This window comes from Nocardioides cynanchi, from assembly GCF_008761635.1.
Lineage (GTDB): Bacteria > Actinomycetota > Actinomycetes > Propionibacteriales > Nocardioidaceae > Nocardioides > Nocardioides cynanchi.
The window spans coordinates 3,200,359-3,216,978 of sequence record NZ_CP044344.1 but is presented as its reverse complement, the minus strand read 5'-3'; the positions used below and the strand labels follow the sequence as shown (position 1 = coordinate 3,216,978).

General features: G+C 70.4%; 20 protein-coding genes. 6 read left to right on the top strand and 14 right to left on the bottom strand.

The window, feature by feature from the left end:
- Positions 1-4: 4 nt before the first annotated feature.
- The 3 genes from E3N83_RS15515 to E3N83_RS15505 form a co-directional block, all read right to left on the bottom strand.
- A complete protein-coding gene (locus E3N83_RS15515) occupies positions 5-670 on the bottom strand; it encodes an ABC transporter substrate-binding protein (RefSeq protein WP_151084081.1) in 666 nt (221 codons plus the stop codon).
- A 160-nt stretch (positions 671-830) separates the two neighbouring features.
- Positions 831-2,219: a serine hydrolase domain-containing protein gene (locus tag E3N83_RS15510; protein ID WP_151084080.1), complete on the bottom strand. Its 1,389-nt coding sequence runs from the start codon at positions 2,217-2,219 to the stop codon at positions 831-833.
- A gap of 2 nt (positions 2,220-2,221) precedes the next feature.
- Complete coding sequence (locus tag E3N83_RS15505) at positions 2,222-2,425, bottom strand: hypothetical protein (protein ID WP_151084079.1); 204 nt, start codon at positions 2,423-2,425, stop codon at positions 2,222-2,224.
- Between the two features lie 44 nt (positions 2,426-2,469).
- Here E3N83_RS15505 and E3N83_RS15500 point away from each other — a divergent pair, with 44 nt between their 5' ends.
- From E3N83_RS15500 to E3N83_RS15490, 3 genes are read left to right on the top strand one after another with little or no spacing between them, the layout of a single operon-like run.
- Positions 2,470-3,198: a molybdopterin-dependent oxidoreductase gene (locus E3N83_RS15500; protein WP_151084078.1), complete on the top strand. Its 729-nt coding sequence runs from the start codon at positions 2,470-2,472 to the stop codon at positions 3,196-3,198.
- The gene (locus E3N83_RS15495; RefSeq protein WP_151084077.1) at positions 3,185-3,814 is read left to right on the top strand and encodes a cytochrome b/b6 domain-containing protein; all 630 of its coding nucleotides are present in this window, start codon (positions 3,185-3,187) and stop codon (positions 3,812-3,814) included. Before E3N83_RS15500 ends, E3N83_RS15495 begins: the two co-directional genes overlap by 14 nt.
- Before the next feature lie 45 nt (positions 3,815-3,859).
- Positions 3,860-4,636 (top strand): hypothetical protein, encoded by a 777-nt coding sequence (locus tag E3N83_RS15490; protein WP_151084076.1) that lies wholly within the window; start codon positions 3,860-3,862, stop codon positions 4,634-4,636.
- A 7-nt stretch (positions 4,637-4,643) separates the two neighbouring features.
- Here E3N83_RS15490 and E3N83_RS15485 read toward each other — a convergent pair whose 3' ends face one another.
- Positions 4,644-5,336, bottom strand: coding sequence for an MBL fold metallo-hydrolase (locus tag E3N83_RS15485; RefSeq protein WP_151084075.1), 693 nt, complete (start codon positions 5,334-5,336; stop codon positions 4,644-4,646).
- A gap of 121 nt (positions 5,337-5,457) precedes the next feature.
- Here E3N83_RS15485 and E3N83_RS15480 point away from each other — a divergent pair, with 121 nt between their 5' ends.
- Complete coding sequence (locus tag E3N83_RS15480; RefSeq protein WP_151084074.1) at positions 5,458-5,841, top strand: carboxymuconolactone decarboxylase family protein; 384 nt, start codon at positions 5,458-5,460, stop codon at positions 5,839-5,841.
- 24 nt (positions 5,842-5,865) lie between these two features.
- Here E3N83_RS15480 and E3N83_RS15475 read toward each other — a convergent pair whose 3' ends face one another.
- The 5 genes from E3N83_RS15475 to E3N83_RS15455 all read right to left on the bottom strand — a co-directional run bounded on the left by E3N83_RS15475 (position 5,866) and on the right by E3N83_RS15455 (position 11,532).
- Complete coding sequence (locus E3N83_RS15475) at positions 5,866-7,260, bottom strand: NAD-dependent succinate-semialdehyde dehydrogenase (RefSeq protein ID WP_151084073.1); 1,395 nt, start codon at positions 7,258-7,260, stop codon at positions 5,866-5,868.
- Between the two features lie 74 nt (positions 7,261-7,334).
- Positions 7,335-8,264, bottom strand: coding sequence for an ABC transporter permease (locus E3N83_RS15470; RefSeq protein ID WP_151084072.1), 930 nt, complete (start codon positions 8,262-8,264; stop codon positions 7,335-7,337).
- Positions 8,257-9,162, bottom strand: a complete 906-nt coding sequence (locus tag E3N83_RS15465) for an ABC transporter permease (RefSeq protein WP_151084071.1) — start codon at positions 9,160-9,162, stop codon at positions 8,257-8,259. The genes E3N83_RS15470 and E3N83_RS15465 overlap by 8 nt, the downstream gene beginning before the upstream one ends.
- Positions 9,162-10,397 (bottom strand): ABC transporter substrate-binding protein, encoded by a 1,236-nt coding sequence (locus E3N83_RS15460; RefSeq protein WP_151084070.1) that lies wholly within the window; start codon positions 10,395-10,397, stop codon positions 9,162-9,164. The genes E3N83_RS15465 and E3N83_RS15460 overlap by 1 nt, the downstream gene beginning before the upstream one ends.
- A complete protein-coding gene (locus E3N83_RS15455) occupies positions 10,390-11,532 on the bottom strand; it encodes an ABC transporter ATP-binding protein (protein WP_202879239.1) in 1,143 nt (380 codons plus the stop codon). The genes E3N83_RS15460 and E3N83_RS15455 overlap by 8 nt, the downstream gene beginning before the upstream one ends.
- A gap of 191 nt (positions 11,533-11,723) precedes the next feature.
- Here E3N83_RS15455 and E3N83_RS15450 point away from each other — a divergent pair, with 191 nt between their 5' ends.
- Positions 11,724-12,215: an Lrp/AsnC family transcriptional regulator gene (locus E3N83_RS15450; RefSeq protein ID WP_151084069.1), complete on the top strand. Its 492-nt coding sequence runs from the start codon at positions 11,724-11,726 to the stop codon at positions 12,213-12,215.
- A 10-nt stretch (positions 12,216-12,225) separates the two neighbouring features.
- Here E3N83_RS15450 and E3N83_RS15445 read toward each other — a convergent pair whose 3' ends face one another.
- Positions 12,226-13,131 carry a GerMN domain-containing protein gene (locus E3N83_RS15445; protein WP_191907826.1) on the bottom strand — a complete coding sequence of 302 codons (906 nt, stop codon included), beginning with the start codon at positions 13,129-13,131 and terminating at the stop codon, positions 12,226-12,228.
- A 121-nt stretch (positions 13,132-13,252) separates the two neighbouring features.
- Here E3N83_RS15445 and E3N83_RS19625 point away from each other — a divergent pair, with 121 nt between their 5' ends.
- Entirely contained in the window at positions 13,253-13,606 is a 354-nt protein-coding gene (locus E3N83_RS19625) for an iron chaperone (RefSeq protein WP_191907825.1), read from the top strand.
- Here the strand turns inward: E3N83_RS19625 and E3N83_RS15435 are convergent.
- From E3N83_RS15435 to E3N83_RS15420, 4 genes are read right to left on the bottom strand one after another with little or no spacing between them, the layout of a single operon-like run.
- A complete protein-coding gene (locus E3N83_RS15435; protein WP_151084066.1) occupies positions 13,565-14,491 on the bottom strand; it encodes a dioxygenase family protein in 927 nt (308 codons plus the stop codon). The genes E3N83_RS19625 and E3N83_RS15435 overlap by 42 nt on opposite strands.
- A complete protein-coding gene (locus E3N83_RS15430; RefSeq protein WP_151084065.1) occupies positions 14,484-15,617 on the bottom strand; it encodes a maleylacetate reductase in 1,134 nt (377 codons plus the stop codon). The genes E3N83_RS15435 and E3N83_RS15430 overlap by 8 nt, the downstream gene beginning before the upstream one ends.
- Positions 15,618-15,673: 56 nt before the next feature.
- Positions 15,674-16,093, bottom strand: a complete 420-nt coding sequence (locus E3N83_RS15425) for a YybH family protein (RefSeq protein ID WP_151084064.1) — start codon at positions 16,091-16,093, stop codon at positions 15,674-15,676.
- Positions 16,065-16,616: an antibiotic biosynthesis monooxygenase family protein gene (locus tag E3N83_RS15420; RefSeq protein ID WP_151084063.1), complete on the bottom strand. Its 552-nt coding sequence runs from the start codon at positions 16,614-16,616 to the stop codon at positions 16,065-16,067. Before E3N83_RS15420 ends, E3N83_RS15425 begins: the two co-directional genes overlap by 29 nt.
- Positions 16,617-16,620: the final 4 nt, after the last annotated feature.

The following is a 16,620-nucleotide window of genomic DNA, read 5'->3' as shown; positions in this document are numbered from 1 at the left end:
AGCGCTACTTGCCGGGCGTGGTGTTGACCGTGATGGTCGCGATGCCGACGAGCAGGCCGGGCTTGACCGCGGTCGTGCCGAACGTCGTGTCCAGCAGCGGGGCGGCGACCGGAGAGATCTCCACCTTGGTGCCGGTCAGGGTGGCCGTGTTGCCCGAGGTCGTGAGCGGCTTCAGGGTCGCTCCGTCCAGGGTGAAGAGGTAGGCGCTGGTCGCTGCAACCTTCCCGTTCACGGTCACGTCGCCGTACACCCGCTGCGCGCCCGGGTCGACGTTGAAGTTGGTCAGCTTCACGACGGTGCCGTCAGCGGTCAGCGACAGCCCGGATCCCTCGTGCTGGATCTCGCCGATCACGTAGGGGACGACCTCGCCCTTCTTGAAGACGCGGACGCTGCCGCCGGTGATCGGGAAGACCACCGAACCGCTCTCGAGCTTGGCCGTGCCGACCACGCCGGGAGCCACGCTGAGCGAGGTCAGGGCGTCGGTGAAGCCCTTGTCCAGGGCGATCGCGGTGGTGTTGCCGGTCAGCGAGTCGACGCGGGCGATCGGCTGCGGCGCACCCGACGGGCTGCTGCTGCCGCAGGCAGCGAGCGGTACCGCGAGCATGACGATGCCGGCGAGCCCGGCGATGCGGCGCTTGGCACTGGAACTGGTGAAGGTGGTGGTGGGCATGACGAAGTCACTCATCCTCTGGCGATTGGCGAGACTGGGGTGGGGCGCCGGAACGGCGCCTGAACACTGGTCATTCGGTCCAGGGCCCGAACCGGTTGGGTCACGCGCAGGTGCCGTACGTCACCTGGCCTTTGCCGTCAGGTCGCCTGGGCCGAGCGGATCAGTCCGTGGCGCGGCGGATCGCCCTGCCCACGTGGGCGTAGAGCGCATGGTCTGAGCCGTCGTCGCCGAGGAAGGCGTAGACGCGGTACATGCCGAGCTCCGGCTCACGCCGGATCAGGGTGTCGTCGCGGAGCAGGACCAGCTCGTACCGTCGTTCGACGTCGCCCATCTCCAGGGCAACCCCCTTCGGGGTCTCGGTCGCCCAGACCCGGCCGTCGTCGTCCTGGGTGACCACGATGTCGCCGACGTCGCAGGAGTAGGTGCCCAGCCAACGACCGGCGTCCACGGGCTCGGGCTCAGCGGGAGGGGCGGGGAGGGCCGGCAGGCGGACGCCGGCCAGCTCGGCCAGCAGATGCCCCATCACGTCGCGGTAGAGCGAGACCGAGTTCCCTCCGTTGGTGAGCAGCGCGACCGCGACATCGGCCTCCGGCACGATCCGCAGGAAGGCGACCTGACCGATGGTGCCGCCGTCGTGGCCGACCACCAGGCCGTCGGAGGTCTCCCACCGCTCGAACCCGAGACCCCACGAGGCGGCCAGGTTGCCGAGGTCGGGCAGCTCGACCTGCTGCTCGCGCATCCGGGCAGCCGTGCCTGCGGCGAGCACGCGGGCACCGTCCGGAGACTGGCCGTCGGCGAGGTGCATCCGCGCGAAGCCGACCAGGTCGCGCGCGGTCATCGCCAGCATCGAGCCCGCCGGGGCGTTGGAGCGCACCAGCGCCCAGACCGGCGCGGCCACGTAACCGGTGCCGGGCTCGGCCTCGAGGTGACCCACGGCGGCCCGGTGCAGGATCGCCTCGTAGGGGCTCGGCGCGACCTGGGTGAGGCCCAGCGGGGCCACGATCCGCTCGCGCAGGCAAGCGTCGTACGTCGTGCCGCGGAGCACCTCGACCAGTCGGCCCAGCACCACGAAGCCGGCGTTGTTGTAGGACCAGAGGTCGCCGGGCGGGAAGAGCTGGGGCACGTCGTGCAGGGTGGCGAGGTACTTCTCGACCGCGTCGTCGCCGCGGCCGGTGTCGGTGAAGATGTCGCCCTCGAAGCCGGAGGTGTGGGTGAGCAGCTGACGCACCGTGATCGTGGCCGCCGCACTCTCGTCGGCGATCCGGAAGTCGGGCAGGTAGTCGCGGACCGGAGCGTCCAGGTCGACCAGGCCCTCGTCGACCAGCTGCATCACCAGGGTGCTGGTCCACAGCTTGGTGATCGAGCCGATCTGGAAGACCGAGTCGGCCGTCGCCTCGACCCCGGTGGACCGGCTCAGCACTCCGGCGGCGAAGTCCGCGACCTCGCCCTCGGCCAGGATCGCCACGGCCGCGGCCGGTACGTCGTACTCCTCGAGCAGGGCGGGCAGCTGCTGCTCCACCCAGCCGATGGCGTCGTCGAGCCGGCTCACGCTCAGCGCTCCGCGCCTGCCGGAGGAGTGCGCCGGCTGCGCGCGACCAGGACGACGCCGACCAGCGCGACGACCGGGCCGATCACAGCCCAGACCGCGTGTCCGCTCATCCCGGACCCGCCCATCACGTCGAGGCCCTGGAGGGTCCAGACCACGCCCACCAGGATCAGCAGGACTCCGACGACCAGCTTCATGGTGCGGCTCATGCGCGCCAACCTACCCGGTTGAGACCGACGGCTACCGTGGCTGCATGAGCCGGCCAGCAGACGGTGCGGACGGTGGGGCCCCGGTCGGCCGGCGGCTCGCCCTGGGGCTGCTCGGCCTCGGCGCTCTCGGCATCGTCACCGGCACCCGCGCCCAGAGCGCGCTCTCCTCGGCCCTGGCTCCGGTCCAGCTCCGCGACCCGACCGGACTGACCTCCTTGCTCCCGGTCGGCGACACCTTCCGCTACTACTCGGTCACCGGCGGGGTGCCCACCCGTGACGGCACGTCGTACCGCCTCGACGTCGGCGGCCTGGTCGACCGCCCGCTGACGCTGACCCTCGACGACCTGCGGGCGCTGCCGCAGACCGAGCTCGTTCGCGACTTCCAGTGCGTCACCGGGTGGCGGGTGCCGCAGGTGCACTGGAGCGGCGTGCGGCTCTCGACGGTCCTCGACCGGGCCGGCGTGAAGCCGACCGGGCAGGCGGTGCGGCTGCTGTCCTTCGACGGCACCTACACCGAGAGCCTGACCCTCGACCAGGCCCGGCTCACCGACTGCATCGTCGCCCTGTCGATGCTCGGGGGCCCTGTCAGTCACGACCACGGCGGTCCGGTGCGGCTCTACATCGCGCCGATGTACGGCTACAAGAGCATCAAGTGGCTCTCCGGCATCGACGTGACCGACCACGTGATCGAGGGCTACTGGGAGCACCGCGGGTACGACGTCGACGGGTTCGTCGGTGCCTCGAACGGCCGGAGCATCGATGAGCGCACCTGAGGGTGACCTCGACCGGTTCTCGCTGCCGGTGCGCTGGGTGCACGGCCTGACCGGCCTGTTCATGATCGTCTGCATCCTCACCGCGGCGGTGCTCTACAACGGCTCCCTCGCGGTGCTCGTGGGCCATCGCTACCTGGTCGAGCAGACCCACCTCTGGTCGGGGCTCGCGCTGCCGGTGCCGCTGCTGGCGGGCATCGCCAGCCGGTCCTACCGCGACGACGCCGGGCGGCTGAACCGCTTCACCTCCCGCGACTGGGCGTGGCTGCGGTCCCGGACCCGGCGGGACGGGCGGATCGAGGTCGGCAAGTTCAACGCCGGCCAGAAGCTGAACGCGTCGCTGTCGGCCGGCTCGATCGGGGTGCTGCTGCTCTCTGGCTCGGTCATGTACCTCACCCGCCTCACCCCGCTGGCGTGGCGCAGCGGCGCGACCTTCGTGCACGACTGGTTCGCCCTGGCCGTCGGCCTGCTCGTGGTCGGTCACATCGGCATGGCACTGCGCGACCCGGACGCGCTGACCGGGATCCGGACCGGGCGGGTGCCGCTGCGCTGGGCGCGTCGCGAGCACGCTGCCTGGGCCCGCGAGGTGACCGGTGAGGTCAGCGGCGAGACCCGCTGACCGGTCGCCGGGGCGGCCCGGCCCCGGCGGCAGCACAATGACCCCATGACCCTCGTGATCGACGCCGCGGCGCCGGCCGCCGACAAAGCGGCGGTGTGGGTCAAGCTCGGGAACGTCGTCTTCCGGACCACCACGCCCGTCGAGTCCCACGTGCGGCTGACCCTCATGGCCCGACCGGCGTCGGAGGAGGTCGCCACCGCGATCGAGGGGCTGCGGCCGACCACTTTCAACAACCCCGGCAGGCGGCTGACCTGGTCGGGCCGGTCCCTGACCGGCCGGGTGGTGTCGGTGGAGCGCACCGGCGCCGACGACGGGGCAGAGCTGGTGATCGTGTTCGAGCGCCGTCCCGAGCAGACCTTCGGGCACGCGGTACGCGGTGGCTCGTTCAGCACCTCGACCGGCACCCACACCTCCGACGAGATGCTCCGCCTCGCGGTCCGGCAGCTGCTCTTCGGCGAGGTCGGCCCGCTCGGCGCGTTCAGCCCGCGGAGCCCGGTCCGCGACTTCCTGGCCGACCTGCCCGACTCCGGGTTGCCCGACGAGGTGCACGAGGCTGCGTTCGGACTGCTGGCGGCCGAGGCGCTGAACGAGTCGGGGCTCGAGGTGCACGTGACCCGGGCTGAGATGTCACCCCCGGGCCCGGGCGGTCGTCGGGTCCGCCTGGCCTGGACGTCGCGCGACTCGACCGGCACTCGTGCCGGTACCGCCGTCGAGGTCGACGGAGTCGTGCCACCGCGGCCGCCGGCGACCCGGAGGCAGCGCGCCGAACGGCTGGCCCGCTCGCGCCGGTGGCCACCCCTGCCGGGGCGGTCGAGCACCTAGCCCCGACTCAGGGGAACCAGACGGCCGCGTCGTGGGCGAAGACTACGCGGCGCGGGTCGAGCTCCAGGATCCGCACCAGCCACGGGCTCGGCTCGGGCAGCGGCGGCCGGTGCCCGAGGGCGCCGGCCCGTGCGGCGAGCACGTCCGCCGACCACTGGGACGCCGTGTCGTGGGCCTGGCCGGCGAGCACCACCGAGCCGTCGTCGCACACCACCACCACCGACTGGTGCCCGTCGACGTGACCCGGGGTGGGGATCACCAGCACGCCGGACGCGACCTCCGCCTCCCCGTCGAGCAGCTCGTAGGACGCACCCGCGAAGTCGACCAGCCCGGGGAGCGTGTAGTCGCCCGCCCGCGCGGTCTCCAGCTCGCGACGTTGGCAGAACAGCGGCCGGCCCGCGAACCGCGGGTTGGCCCCGATGTGGTCGAAGTGCAGGTGACAGTTGACCACCAGGCCGACGTCGCCGGTCGCCAGCCCCGCCGTGGCGAGCGCGTCGTCGATCGAGACCCGCCGCGGGCGGTACCACGCCTCCGTCTCGTCGTCCGCCTGTCCCAGGCCGGTGTCGAGCAGCAGCACGCCGGCCGACGTCCGGACGACGTACCCGTAGACCGCCTCGACCCCCGGCCGACCCGTCCCGGTCTCCTCGGCCGGGCGCACGAACGAGCCGAGGTCGAGCCGGCGTACGTCGTCGATCCGCATCGCCTCAGGCTAGGCGGATCGTGGCCGCCGCCATACCCAGAGGGGTATATGCGCTAGAGTTGGTGGAATACCCGTCGGGGTATCAAAGCAGATCCGCGAGACACCGCACCGAGGAGACACGATGACCGTCACCGCCACCCCCACCAGCACGCAGGGCCACGGGCACGGCAAGGACGTACTGCACGAGCTCAACCCTCTGCACCGCGAGCTGCGCCGCGCGGTGCCGGACGTCTACCTCGGTTTCGGCGCGCTGCACCAGGCGGCCTTCGCACCCGGCGCCCTGGACGCCCGCACCAAGGAGCTGATCGCCCTGGCGATCGGCGTGGTCGAGGGCTGCGACGGGTGCATCGCCTCGCACGCCCAGGCAGCCGCCAAGGCCGGCGCCAGCAAGCAGGAGGCCGCCGAGGCGATCGGCGTCACCTTCCTGATGAAGGGCGGCCCCGCCACCATCCACGGCCCGCGCGCCTACGACGCCTTCTGCGAGTTCGCCGACGCCTTGGCCTGACGGGGTCAGGCCCGGCAGCCTCGGTCAGTCCGCGACGTAGAACATCCGCTTGTTGACGAACTCGTCCATCCCGAGCGGGCCGAGCTCGCGGCCGAAGCCGCTGCGCTTCACGCCGCCGAACGGCACCTCGGCACCCTCGCCCGCAGGGGTGTTCACGTTGGACATCCCGACCTCGAGTCGCTGGGCGATCCTGGCCGCGCGGTCCGGGTCGGTGCTGAAGACCGCACCGCCGAGGCCGTACTGCGTGTCGTTGGCCAGGGCCAGCGCCTCGTCGTCGGAGGACACCTTGTAGACCACCGCGACCGGGCCGAACAGCTCCTCGCGATAGGCGCGCATCTCCGGGGTGATCCCGGTGAGCACGGCCGGCGAGTAGTACGCCGCGGGACCGTCGCCCAGCACCCCGCCGGCGTGCAGGGTCGCGCCCTTGTCGACGGCGTCCTGCACCTGCTCGGCCAGGGTCTCGGCGGCCCGGCGCGACGAGAGCGGCGCAAACGTGCCGTCCTCCTCGGCGGTCGGGTCGCCGGGGCGCAGGTCCTTGGCATGCTCGGTCAGCCGTGCCACGAAGCCGTCGAAGACGTCGTCCATCACGATCATCCGCTTGTTGGAGTTACAGGCTTGTCCGGTGTTGCTGATCCGGGTCTCCCAGGCAGTGTCGGCAGCGGCCGCCACGTCGTCGGTGTCGAGGATCACGTAGGGGTCGGAGCCGCCGAGCTCGAGCACGCACTTCTTGAGGTTCTTGCCGGCGATCGCCGCGACCACCGCGCCCGCTCGCTCGGAGCCGGTCAGCGAGACCCCGGCGATCCGCGGGTCGGCGATGATCGTCTCGATCTGCTCGTGCGAGGCGAAGAGGTTGATGTAGGCGCCCTCGGGCACCCCGGCGTCCTTCATCAGCTGGGCGACGGCCAGGGCGGAGCCCGGCACCGACTCGGCGTGCTTGAGGATGATCGTGTTGCCCAGCATCAGGTTGGGCGCCGCGAAGCGGGCGATCTGGTAGAAGGGGTAGTTCCACGGCATGATCCCGAGCAGGGGGCCGATCGGCAGCTTCTGCACGACGGCCTTGCCACCGGAGAACGTCTTGATCGGCTGGTCGGCGGCCAGGGTCGGGCCCTCGTCGGCGAAGTAGTCGAAGATGTCGCCGCAGAAGTCCGCCTCGCCGACGGCCTCGCTCAGCGGCTTGCCCATCTCCTTGGTCGCGATCGCCCCGAGCTCGTCCTGGCGCTCCCGGAACAGCGCGGCCACGCGGTGGACAACCGCCGCCCGCTCCTCGATCGGGACGTCCTTCCAGGCGTCGTACGCCGTGTGCGCGGCTGCGAGCGCTGCCTCCACCTCGGCGTCGGTCGCCGTCTCGAAGGTCTGCTCCACCTCGCCCGTCGCCGGGTTGAGGATCTGGTAGGTCGGGGAGGTCTGGGTCTGGGTCATCACACATCTCCTGGCTCGGGGCTTGCTGCTACGAAACTATCGCCCGTCGCGGCGCGACGGAACGGGGCACCGGGTCAGCCGAGGCCGAGCTGGGCGCCGACACCGTCCGACTCCCCCGACCCCACCCCGGCCGGGGTCCGCGCGCGTCGCAGGACAAGGCCGGTCGCGGCGATCACCACGATGGTGACCGCCAGCATCAGCGTGGCCAGGGCGTTGACGGCGGGCGTGATCCCGAAGCGGACCGCCGAGTAGAGCACGATCGGCCAGGTGTTGGTGGTGCCGTTGGTGAAGGCCGGGAGCACGTAGTCGTCGAAGGAGAACGTGAACGACAGCAGGGTGGCCGCGATGATCGCCGGGAACAGCCGCGGCAGGGTGACCTGCCGGAAGGTCGAGAAGCGCCCCGAACCGAGGTCGTAGCCGGCCTCCTCGAGGGTGTCGCCCATGCCGACGAACCTGGCCCGGATGATCAGCATCGCGAGCGAGGCGCCGAAGACCACCTGCCCGAAGAAGATGGTCCACGCACCCAGCGGTGGGAAGAAGCTGACGTAGTGGGGCAGCTGGACGAAGAAGATCAGCGACGCCACCGCGATCACGATCTCGGGAACGACCAGCGTCATGTAGACCAGGGCGTCGAACGGCACCCGCACGACCTTGTGCATCCGGGCCAGGGCCAGCGCCGCTCCGAGCCCGAGCAGGGTCGAGACGATCGCCGCCGAGGCCGCGATCTTCGCACTGGTCTCGATCGCCGGGATGTACGTCGGGTCGTGCAGCCCGACCTTGAACCAGCAGGTGGTGAAGCCGTTCCACACGGTCAGGTTGCCCAGCTGGGACGGCGGGATGTCGCAGACGTTGGAGCCGTGGAAGTCGGCGAGCGCCGCGGGCGACGGCTTGTTGAAGGCGAAGAGCGCCATCACCGCGATCGGCAGGTAGAGGAAGGCGAAGACCGCCATCGCCCAGAGGGTGAAGCCGCGCTTGGCGGTCAGGATCCTGCGGGGTCTAGGCACCGAACCTCTCCTCCTTGGTCGCGAACAGGATGTAGAGCGCGACGAAGCCCGACAGGGCGATCATCAGGCTGATCGACATCGCGGAGCCGAAGGGCTGGTTCTGCGCGGAGGAGAACTGGTCGCCGATCACGTTGCCGACGAACTGGTAACCACCGCCGCTGAGGATGTTCGGGATGATGTACTCCCCCGACATCGGGATGAACACCAGCAGCGCACCGGTGACGACGCCGGGCAGGGTGAGGCGCAGGGTGATCTGGCGGAACGCGTTCAAGGGCTTGGCCCCGAGGTCGGTCGCCGCCTCGACCAGCGACCAGTCCATCCGCTCGAGCGAGGCGAAGACCGGGATGATGAACAGCGGGAGGTAGTTGTAGACCAGCCCCACACCGACGGCGTACTTGGTGTACATGATGTCGATGCCGGTGTACTTCGCCAGCAGCCCTTGGGAGTCCAGGATGATCTTCAGGGCGTAGGTGCGGATCAGGAACGACGTCCAGAAGGGCACCAGCACGAGCAGGAGCGCCAGCAGCTTGTACGTCGTGAGATAGCGCGCCATCCAGTAGGCGATCGGGTAGCCGACGACCATCGTCAGGAACGACCCGATCCCCGCCATCACCAGCGTGCGCCAGAAGATCTTGAGGTAGAGCGAGTCGAGGACCAGGTGGTACTGGCTGGTGTCGAAGCCGTAGGAGATCGCGTTGAAGCCGGTCTGGGTCGCCAGCGAGAACGCGACCAGGATCGCCAACGGACCCAGAAAGAAGATCGCGTAGTAGAGCACCGACGGCGTCGTCAGCCAGGCCGGGTAGCGCGGGCTGAACGACCGCCGCCGGGTCCGCCGTGGTCGACGGGACCCGGTCTCGGGGCCGGGCCCCGGCCCGAGCACGTCCTGGGCCGACGCCATCAGCCCGCGCGGAACTGGGTGTAGATCTTGGTCCGCTCCTGCACCACCTGCGGGCTCACGTTGAGGATGTACTTGTAGTTGTCGGTGTAGCTCGTGGGCACGTTGAACAGCGGGTCCTTGGCCAGCGACGCCGGCAGCTGCGAGAGCGCCGCCGGGATCGGGATGCCGTAGTTGTGGTACTCCATCTCCGTGACCGCGGTCGACGGGGTGCACAGCCAGTTGATCCACGCGTGCGCGGCCACCGGGTGCGGCGCGGTCGAGGGGATGCACCAGTTGTCGGACCAGATCTCCGACGTGTCGTGCAGCAGCACCGCGGTGATGTCGCCCTGCTTCTTCCGGCCCTGCACGATCCGGCGGACGTCGCCGTTCCAGCCCTGGCCCAGGATGATCTTCCCGGCGATCGCGTCGTCGATGTAGGAGGACGAGGAGATCGTGGTGACGCCCTTGCGGAACGACATCAGGTACTTCGTGACGGCATCGAAGTCGGACTTGCTGCTGGTGTTGGGGTCGAGGCCCAGCGCCATCAGGGCCAGCGGGACGACTTCCTCGGCGCCGTCGAGCAGGTTGGTGCGGCCCTTGCTCACGTACTTCGGAAGCAGGGCGTAGAAGTCGTGCATGGTCTGCGGCTTCTCGGTGATCACCTGGTTGTTGTAGTAGATCATCGTGATGCCGTAGTCCTTGATCACGTGGTACTGCCCGGTCGGGTCGTACGACGCCTTGAGGAACGAGGGGTCGAGGTTCTTCAGGTTCGGGATCAGGGTCGGGTCCATCGCCAGCAGCTTGTTCTCCTGGATCAGCTGCGCGACGGCGTTCTGGCTGGGCGCGATGATGTCGTACGTCGTACCGCCGGCGTTGAGCTTGGCCAGCAGCTCGTCGTTGGAGGAGTAGTACGTCTCGTGGATCTTCAGCCCGGCCTTCGACTCGTCGGGCAGCGCCATGAACTTCTTGTACGTCGACGGGTCGTCGTACTCCGACCAGTTGAAGATCTCGAGATGGTTCTCCAGGGGCCTTCCGGCCAGCCCGCCGGCGCCGGTGGAGGTGCCACTGCCCGGGTTGGTCTGGCCCGTGGAAGTGCTGCCGCAGGCCGAGAGCAGCATCAGGCCGCCGAGCCCGAGCGCCGAGCGGCGCGACATCGGATGGCCGGCCGCGCGCTCCACGGTGCGGTGCAGAGCGTCCATCTTCGACTTGGTCTCGATGGGCGCAAGGATGTTGAGCTGCTCGGGCTGGTCACTCATGGCTGTCACCTTCGGTCGGGGCCTGGTCCGGGGATTCGGCCAGCAGGACCGGAGCGGTCCGCTCCCACTGGATGGTGATCGGGTCGCCGGGACGGATCGCGTCGTGCGAGTCGTCGGTGCCGGCGCGTTGTTCACGGATGAGCATCCGGGTGCCGCCGTCGAGGGTGGCGACCACCTGGACCTCGTCCCCGAGATACATCTTCGAGTCGACGACCGCCTTGGCGGTGTTGGCCGAGCCGGTCGCCTGCCCGGCGACGATGCTCAGGCGGGCCGGGCGGATCCCGATCCGGGCGCGCGTGCGGTTGGTGGCGTCTCCGCGGCCGCGCACCACCACCCCGGTCGACGTCACCAGGTCGAACTCACCGGCCGAGGTGGCCGTGATGTCGCCCTCGAGGAAGTTCATCTCGCCGATGAAGTCGGCCACGAAGGCGGTCAGCGGCCGGTCGTAGATCTCGCTGGGGGTGTCGAGCTGCTCGATGACGCCGTTCGACATGACCGCGATCCGGTCCGACATCGACAGCGCCTCGCCCTGGTCGTGGGTGACGTAGATGAAGGTGATCCCGACCTGCTGCTGGATCCGGGTCAGCTCGATCTGCATCTCCTTACGGAGCTTGAGGTCGAGGGCGCCGAGCGGCTCGTCGAGCAGGAGCACCCGGGGCCGGTTGACCAGGGCCCGGGCCAGAGCGACCCGCTGCTGCTGGCCCCCGGAGAGCATCGTCGGCTTGTGCTTCTCGCGGCCGGTCAGCTGCACGAGCTCGAGCGCCTCGCGGGCCTGGCCGTAGCGCTCGGTCTTGCCGATGCCCTTCTGCTTCAGCCCGTAGGCGACGTTGTCGAGGATCGTCATGTGCGGGAACAGCGCGTACTGCTGGAAGACCGTGTTCACGTTGCGCTTGTACGGCGGAGTGCCGACCGCGTCGACGCCACCGATCAGGATCTCGCCCTCGTCGGGCTGCTCGAAGCCGGCGATCATCCGCAGCGAGGTGGTCTTCCCGCAGCCGGACGGGCCGAGCAGCGAGAGGAACTCGCCCTGGTGCACCCGCAGGGACACGGCGTTGACCGCGGTCAGGTCACCGAACCTCTTGGTGACCGCGCGGAACTCCACGTCGAAGATCGACTCGGGCCCGTCGGAGCTCACGCCAGATGTCTCCCGCCAGCACGTGCATGGACGGGGGCACGCGCCCGCCCTGCTTTCAAAGACGAGCGCCCCCGCGTCGTACCCCCCACGAAGCGGCCCGGCCCACTGCGTTGCGCAAACGTACCTCGCACCATATCTTGGGTCAATCCCCGAAGTTCGGTTCCAAACCTCCCCGGGAGAACGAATATCGCATGGAGATCGACCGGATTTCGCAGCAGATCATCTCGCTCCTCCAAAAGGACGGGCGCTGCCCGAACACCGTGATCGCGCGCGAGCTGGGGATCTCGGAGTCGGCGGTCCGGTCACGGATCCAGTCGCTCACCTCCTCCGGAATCCTCCAGATCATCGGGCTGACCGACCCCGGCAACATGGGGTTCGGCGTGATGGCGCTGATCGGGATCCAGGCCGGCAACGACCTCAACCGGATCGCCGAGCTGGTCTCGACCTGGCCGGAGACGACGTACGTCGTGATCAGCGCGGGCAGCTTCGACCTGCTGGTCGAGCTGGTCTGCACCGACAACAACGACCTCCTCCGCGTGGTCGAGCGGTTGCGGGCCGTCGACGGCGTGCGGTCGACCGAGTCGTTCATCTACATCTCACGGCACAAGCTCAACTACGCCTACGCCGCCGACCGCGACGACGAGCTGGTGTCGGCGCGGCCGGCGGAGACCTCCTCGATCTGAGCGTCGAGGCTCACGGCTCCAGGCAGGCCGGGATGGAGTCCTGGTGGCCCAGCGGGTGCTCGGTGTGCCCGGCCTGGTCGTAGATCTTGACGAAGTCGACACTGCCCAGCTGGCGCAGCGTCGGCATGATCTCGCCGGCGATCGTCACCGTCGAGCCGCCGTTGCTGCAGGTCCCGGTGAGCTGGACCCGCGCGATGCCGTCGGCGATCGAGCGGATCACGAAGCCCGTCGCTCCCGAGCGCAGCGTGCTCAGGCCGCTACTGCGCTCGAGCGGGAGCGCGCCGGCGAAGAGCCGGTCCATGAGACCGGTCGCGGGTGTCCCCGGGAGCACCGGGCGCAACCGTGGCACGAAGAACGGCGGCGTGTTGGCCACGAAGGCCTGACGGTCGAACAGCCAGAGCTTGCGCGGCACGGTCCGGAAGGCCGCCCCGACGTGGACCACGACCCGGCTCGGGTTCTGGAGGGTGGTCACGTGGAACTGCGTCTTCTTCGCCAGCCCGATGCCGTAGGTCACGACGCCCTCGAAGTCACCGGAGCGCACCGAGAGCATGGCGTTGGGCAGCCGGTACGCCGTACGTGCCGGAGCGGTGCTGCCCTGAGCGTCATGGGCCTGCGCGTTGCGGAAGCTCACCTGGAGGATCGCCCGGCCGGCGACATGGACCACCCGGCCGGAGCCGTCGGCGACGAGCCGGTTGACGTAGTGCGCGGTGTGGCTGACCGGGAGGCCCCCGCTGAACCGGAAGACCAGCCGGTCCTCGGCGCCCTGGTGGACAGCGGTGACCGCGACCAGGGTCGGCTGGGTGGCGGCTGCGGCCGGTCCGGCCGCCGCGGTGCCACCCACCATGACCCCGCCGACGGCGGCGCCGGGCACCAGCGCGAGTGCGCAGAGCGGGGTGAGCAGACGGGTGACCTTCATGGAGCACCTCCCGGTCGACGGTGTCGGTGCGACACCTTGTCCAGGTTGGACCCTTCCAGCATCCGCCGAGTCCGTCCGCGCCGCCAGAGGCGTCCGGCCCCGGTCTGGAAGACTCAGCTGCGTGACCGTGCACGAGGTCGATGACTATCTCGCGGGCCTCGCCGAGCCCGCACGCAGCACGCTCGAGACCCTGCGGCGGTCGATCCTCGCCGTGGTGCCGGAGGCCGAGCAGGGCATCTCCTACGGGATGCCGGCCTTCCGGGTGGACGGCGCGGTGGTGGCCGGTTTCGCCGCCTTCACCAAGCACCTGAGCTATCTGCCGCACAGCGGGCAGGTGCTCGCGGACCTCGCCGACGACCTGGCCGGTTACGAGCGGACGACGGGCTCGCTGCACTTCCCGCCCGACCAGCCGCTGCCGGACGCGCTGGTCCGCTCACTGGTCGAGGCCAAGCTCCGGCTGCTGGGTCTCGCCTGAGGGTCGTCCCTCCAGGGCCAGCACCACGTCGAAGGTGATCCGCGACCAGGGCCCGACGACCTCGCGCCCGTCGGGGGTCTCGGTGCCTGGAAGGTCGTGCTCGACGTCGACCACGAGCGAGTCGCGCACTCCGAACACGCTGTCGGCGTCGAGGTGGGCGTCGCCCCGCGGGAACACGTGGGTGACCAGGGTGCGGCACCCGTCGGCCACCACCATCAGGTGCAGGTGCGCCGCCCGCATCGGGGAGCGGCCGGTGGCCCGCAGCAGTCGGCCGACCGGGCCGTCGTCGGGGATCGGGTACGGCGTCGGGGTCACCGCCCAGAACCGGTAGCGGCCGTCGGCGTCGGTGTGGAGATGGCCACGGGCGGCGACCCGGTCGTCGTCGTACTGCACGTCGTAGCGGCCGTCGGAGTCCGCCTCCCACACCTCGACGAGCGCGCCCGCGACCGGTGCGCCCGACGTGTCGGAGACCCTCCCCTCGACCCAGCACGGCTCCCCGGGCGCTCCGCCCGAGATGTCGCCGCCGAGGCCGACGTGGGGCGAGCCCTCGACGAAGAACGGCCCGAAGACGGTGGCCTCGGTGGCGTTCGCGTGGGCCTCGTTGTTGATCGTGATCGTCTGCATCGACGCCCCGAGCACGTCGGAGAGCAGGATGAACTCCTGGCGCCGTTCGTCGGTGATCTCGCCGACCGCTGTGAGGAACCCGATCGCCTCGCGCCACTCCGCCTCGGTCAGCCGGGTCTCCCGCAGGAAGGCGTGCAGGTGCCGGGTCAGCGACTCCACCAGCTCACGGGTGCGCGGCTCGGGCGTCCCCGCGAACGACGCCACGACCCGCTCGACGAGCTCCGACTCGCGGGCCTCCTGCTCGGGCGGGATCTCAGGCATCGGGACCGGTCCCTTCGTAGGCGTGGCGGAGCAGCGTCTCGACCACCTCGGCCGTGACCGGCACCGGGTTGTCCGCCGGTGCGGCCTCGAGGATCGGCGCGACGGCGGAGGCGAGGTCGCGCTCGGCGAGGCCGAGGGCGGCCAGCGACCGGGGTGCGCCGACCTCCCTCCGCAGCGCCTCGAGCCCGGCCAGCGCCGAGTCCGCGCCGAAGGCCTGGGCCATCCGGGCATCGAGCTCGGGAACGGCCGGCGCGTTGAGGGCGAGCACGTAGGGCAGCACGACCGCATGGGTCTCGGCGTGGGGCAGGTCGAACCGGCCGCCGAGGACATGGCAGATCTTGTGGTGCAGGCCGGAGCCGGCCGAGGCGAAGGCCACCGCGGCAAGGTAGGCGCCGTACAACGTCTGCTCGCGGCCCTCGAGGCCCCGTGGGTCGGCGACGACCCGCGGGAGCCCGGCGCAGAGCGCCCGGATGCCCTCCAGCGCGAGCGCCCGGTCGATCGGGTCGCTGCGCGGGCCCCACATCGAGTCCACGCAGTGCGCCAGCGCGTTGAGGCCGGACGCGACGCTGGTCTCGACCGGCAGGCCGAGCATCAGCCTGGCGTCGTACACGATCGCGCGCGGCAGCACGCGCGGGTCGACCCCGGTGGTCTTGCGGCCGTCCTCGGTCAGGCCCCAGACGTCGGTGGCCTCGGAGCCGGAGTACGTCGTGGGCACCGCGACCACGGGGAGGCCGGTGCTGAGGGCGACCGCCTTCGCCAGTCCGGTGGTCGAGCCGCCACCGACGCTGACGACGACGTCGGCGTCGTACTCCGCGGCCACCGATCGGGCCCGCTCGGCGACCGCCAACGGGACGTGCATCACGACGTCGCTGTGGAGCACCGCGACGGAGAGCCCCGCCAGCACGGGGGCCGCGCGGTGGGGGTTCGTCGCGATCGCCATCACCCGCGTGCCACCCAGCCGGCGTACCTCCTCCGCTACCGCCTCGCCCGCGTCGCCAGGCGCGAAGCGGACCCGCTGCGGCAGGGTCTCGTGCGCGAAGCGGAGCGGCTCGGGGGTCACCCCCGCATCATCGACGGCAGTGAGGGCGAGCGCCACCCGCCGCTCACGGCGGATGCCGATAGCCATCCGCAGGACCGGTCCTCCGCGTGCTCCCGCCCCGTCACCTCCCGCTGCGACCGCGATCACTCGGGAGGGTCGTCCGGCGGATGGTCGCCGTGACGGTGGACGAGCTTCCACGCGCCGCCCTCGCGTCGGTAGATCTGGGTGACGCGCAGCTCGTTGGTGATCGATTCGCCGTCGGGCCTGGTCGCGGTGTAGCGCTCGAACCCACACGTGTAGGCGAGGTCGCCATCGACGTCGGCGGAGACCAGCTCGTAGTCGTAGTCGGTGCAGTCACCGAACCGGCTGGCGACCCAGGTGATGGTGCGCAGAACGTCGTCCCATCCCGACCGAGCGCGCACACCGGCGCCGAAGACCGAGACCGGGTCTCGGTGTGACCAGACGGCGATCCACGATGAGGGGTCGCCACTGTGCATGTCGAGTCCGGTCTCGATCTGGGTCGGGATCCACTTGTCAAGAAATGACTGGAGCTGCTCGGACATCGCGCCCTCCGAAGGGGTCGGGTAGGTCTGCTCCGCATCCGGTGCAGGAAGGTTCGGGCGACGGCATGACGCCCTCGCAGGTCTGACAGAAGAACAAGCGTGGCCGCGGCGAGGCGGCCTCCCACAGCCCGGCGAAGTGGGTGTAGTTCCAGCGCCGCTCGAAGGACGTCCGCATCGCTGCCTGGTGCTCCGGACGGCTGAAGAACCCGTGCGCCTCCTCGATCGAGCGCCACAACGCGATCAGCGTGTAGTGCGGTCCTTCGGCGAAGTTGTAGCGACGGATGAAGCCCGGCGCGTCGGCCAGCAGCTGCATGAGGTCGGCCACGTGCATCCAGAACTCGGCGAAACGCTCCTCGTCGATGAAGGTGCCCTGGAGGATCAGGATCGCTCCGGCGCTCTCCGGCCCGAGTTGGCGCTCGGGTCCGGTCTGCGTGTTGAGCGTGATCGGGACCATGTTCAGGCCGTCGATGGCCGCCATCGCGGCGATCGCCTCCTCAGGCGGCGCCGCCGTGACCAGGTCCATGCCA

Excerpts from the sequence above, each read along its gene's own strand:
- E3N83_RS15515 (WP_151084081.1), bottom strand. The coding sequence starts at position 670 with ATGCCCACCACCACCTTCACCAGTTCCAGTGCCAAGCGCCGCATCGCC.
- E3N83_RS15505 (WP_151084079.1), bottom strand. The coding sequence starts at position 2,425 with ATGAGCCGCACCATGAAGCTGGTCGTCGGAGTCCTGCTGATCCTGGTG.
- E3N83_RS15500 (WP_151084078.1), top strand. The coding sequence starts at position 2,470 with ATGAGCCGGCCAGCAGACGGTGCGGACGGTGGGGCCCCGGTCGGCCGG.
- E3N83_RS15495 (WP_151084077.1), top strand. The coding sequence starts at position 3,185 with ATGAGCGCACCTGAGGGTGACCTCGACCGGTTCTCGCTGCCGGTGCGC.
- E3N83_RS15490 (WP_151084076.1), top strand. The coding sequence starts at position 3,860 with ATGACCCTCGTGATCGACGCCGCGGCGCCGGCCGCCGACAAAGCGGCG.
- E3N83_RS15485 (WP_151084075.1), bottom strand. The coding sequence starts at position 5,336 with ATGCGGATCGACGACGTACGCCGGCTCGACCTCGGCTCGTTCGTGCGC.
- E3N83_RS15480 (WP_151084074.1), top strand. The coding sequence starts at position 5,458 with ATGACCGTCACCGCCACCCCCACCAGCACGCAGGGCCACGGGCACGGC.
- E3N83_RS15475 (WP_151084073.1), bottom strand. The coding sequence starts at position 7,260 with ATGACCCAGACCCAGACCTCCCCGACCTACCAGATCCTCAACCCGGCG.
- E3N83_RS15465 (WP_151084071.1), bottom strand. The coding sequence starts at position 9,162 with ATGGCGTCGGCCCAGGACGTGCTCGGGCCGGGGCCCGGCCCCGAGACC.
- E3N83_RS15460 (WP_151084070.1), bottom strand. The coding sequence starts at position 10,397 with ATGAGTGACCAGCCCGAGCAGCTCAACATCCTTGCGCCCATCGAGACC.
- E3N83_RS15450 (WP_151084069.1), top strand. The coding sequence starts at position 11,724 with ATGGAGATCGACCGGATTTCGCAGCAGATCATCTCGCTCCTCCAAAAG.
- E3N83_RS15445 (WP_191907826.1), bottom strand. The coding sequence starts at position 13,131 with ATGAAGGTCACCCGTCTGCTCACCCCGCTCTGCGCACTCGCGCTGGTG.
- E3N83_RS15435 (WP_151084066.1), bottom strand. The coding sequence starts at position 14,491 with ATGCCTGAGATCCCGCCCGAGCAGGAGGCCCGCGAGTCGGAGCTCGTC.
- E3N83_RS15430 (WP_151084065.1), bottom strand. The coding sequence starts at position 15,617 with ATGGCTATCGGCATCCGCCGTGAGCGGCGGGTGGCGCTCGCCCTCACT.
- E3N83_RS15425 (WP_151084064.1), bottom strand. The coding sequence starts at position 16,093 with ATGTCCGAGCAGCTCCAGTCATTTCTTGACAAGTGGATCCCGACCCAG.
- E3N83_RS15420 (WP_151084063.1), bottom strand. The coding sequence starts at position 16,616 with ATGGACCTGGTCACGGCGGCGCCGCCTGAGGAGGCGATCGCCGCGATG.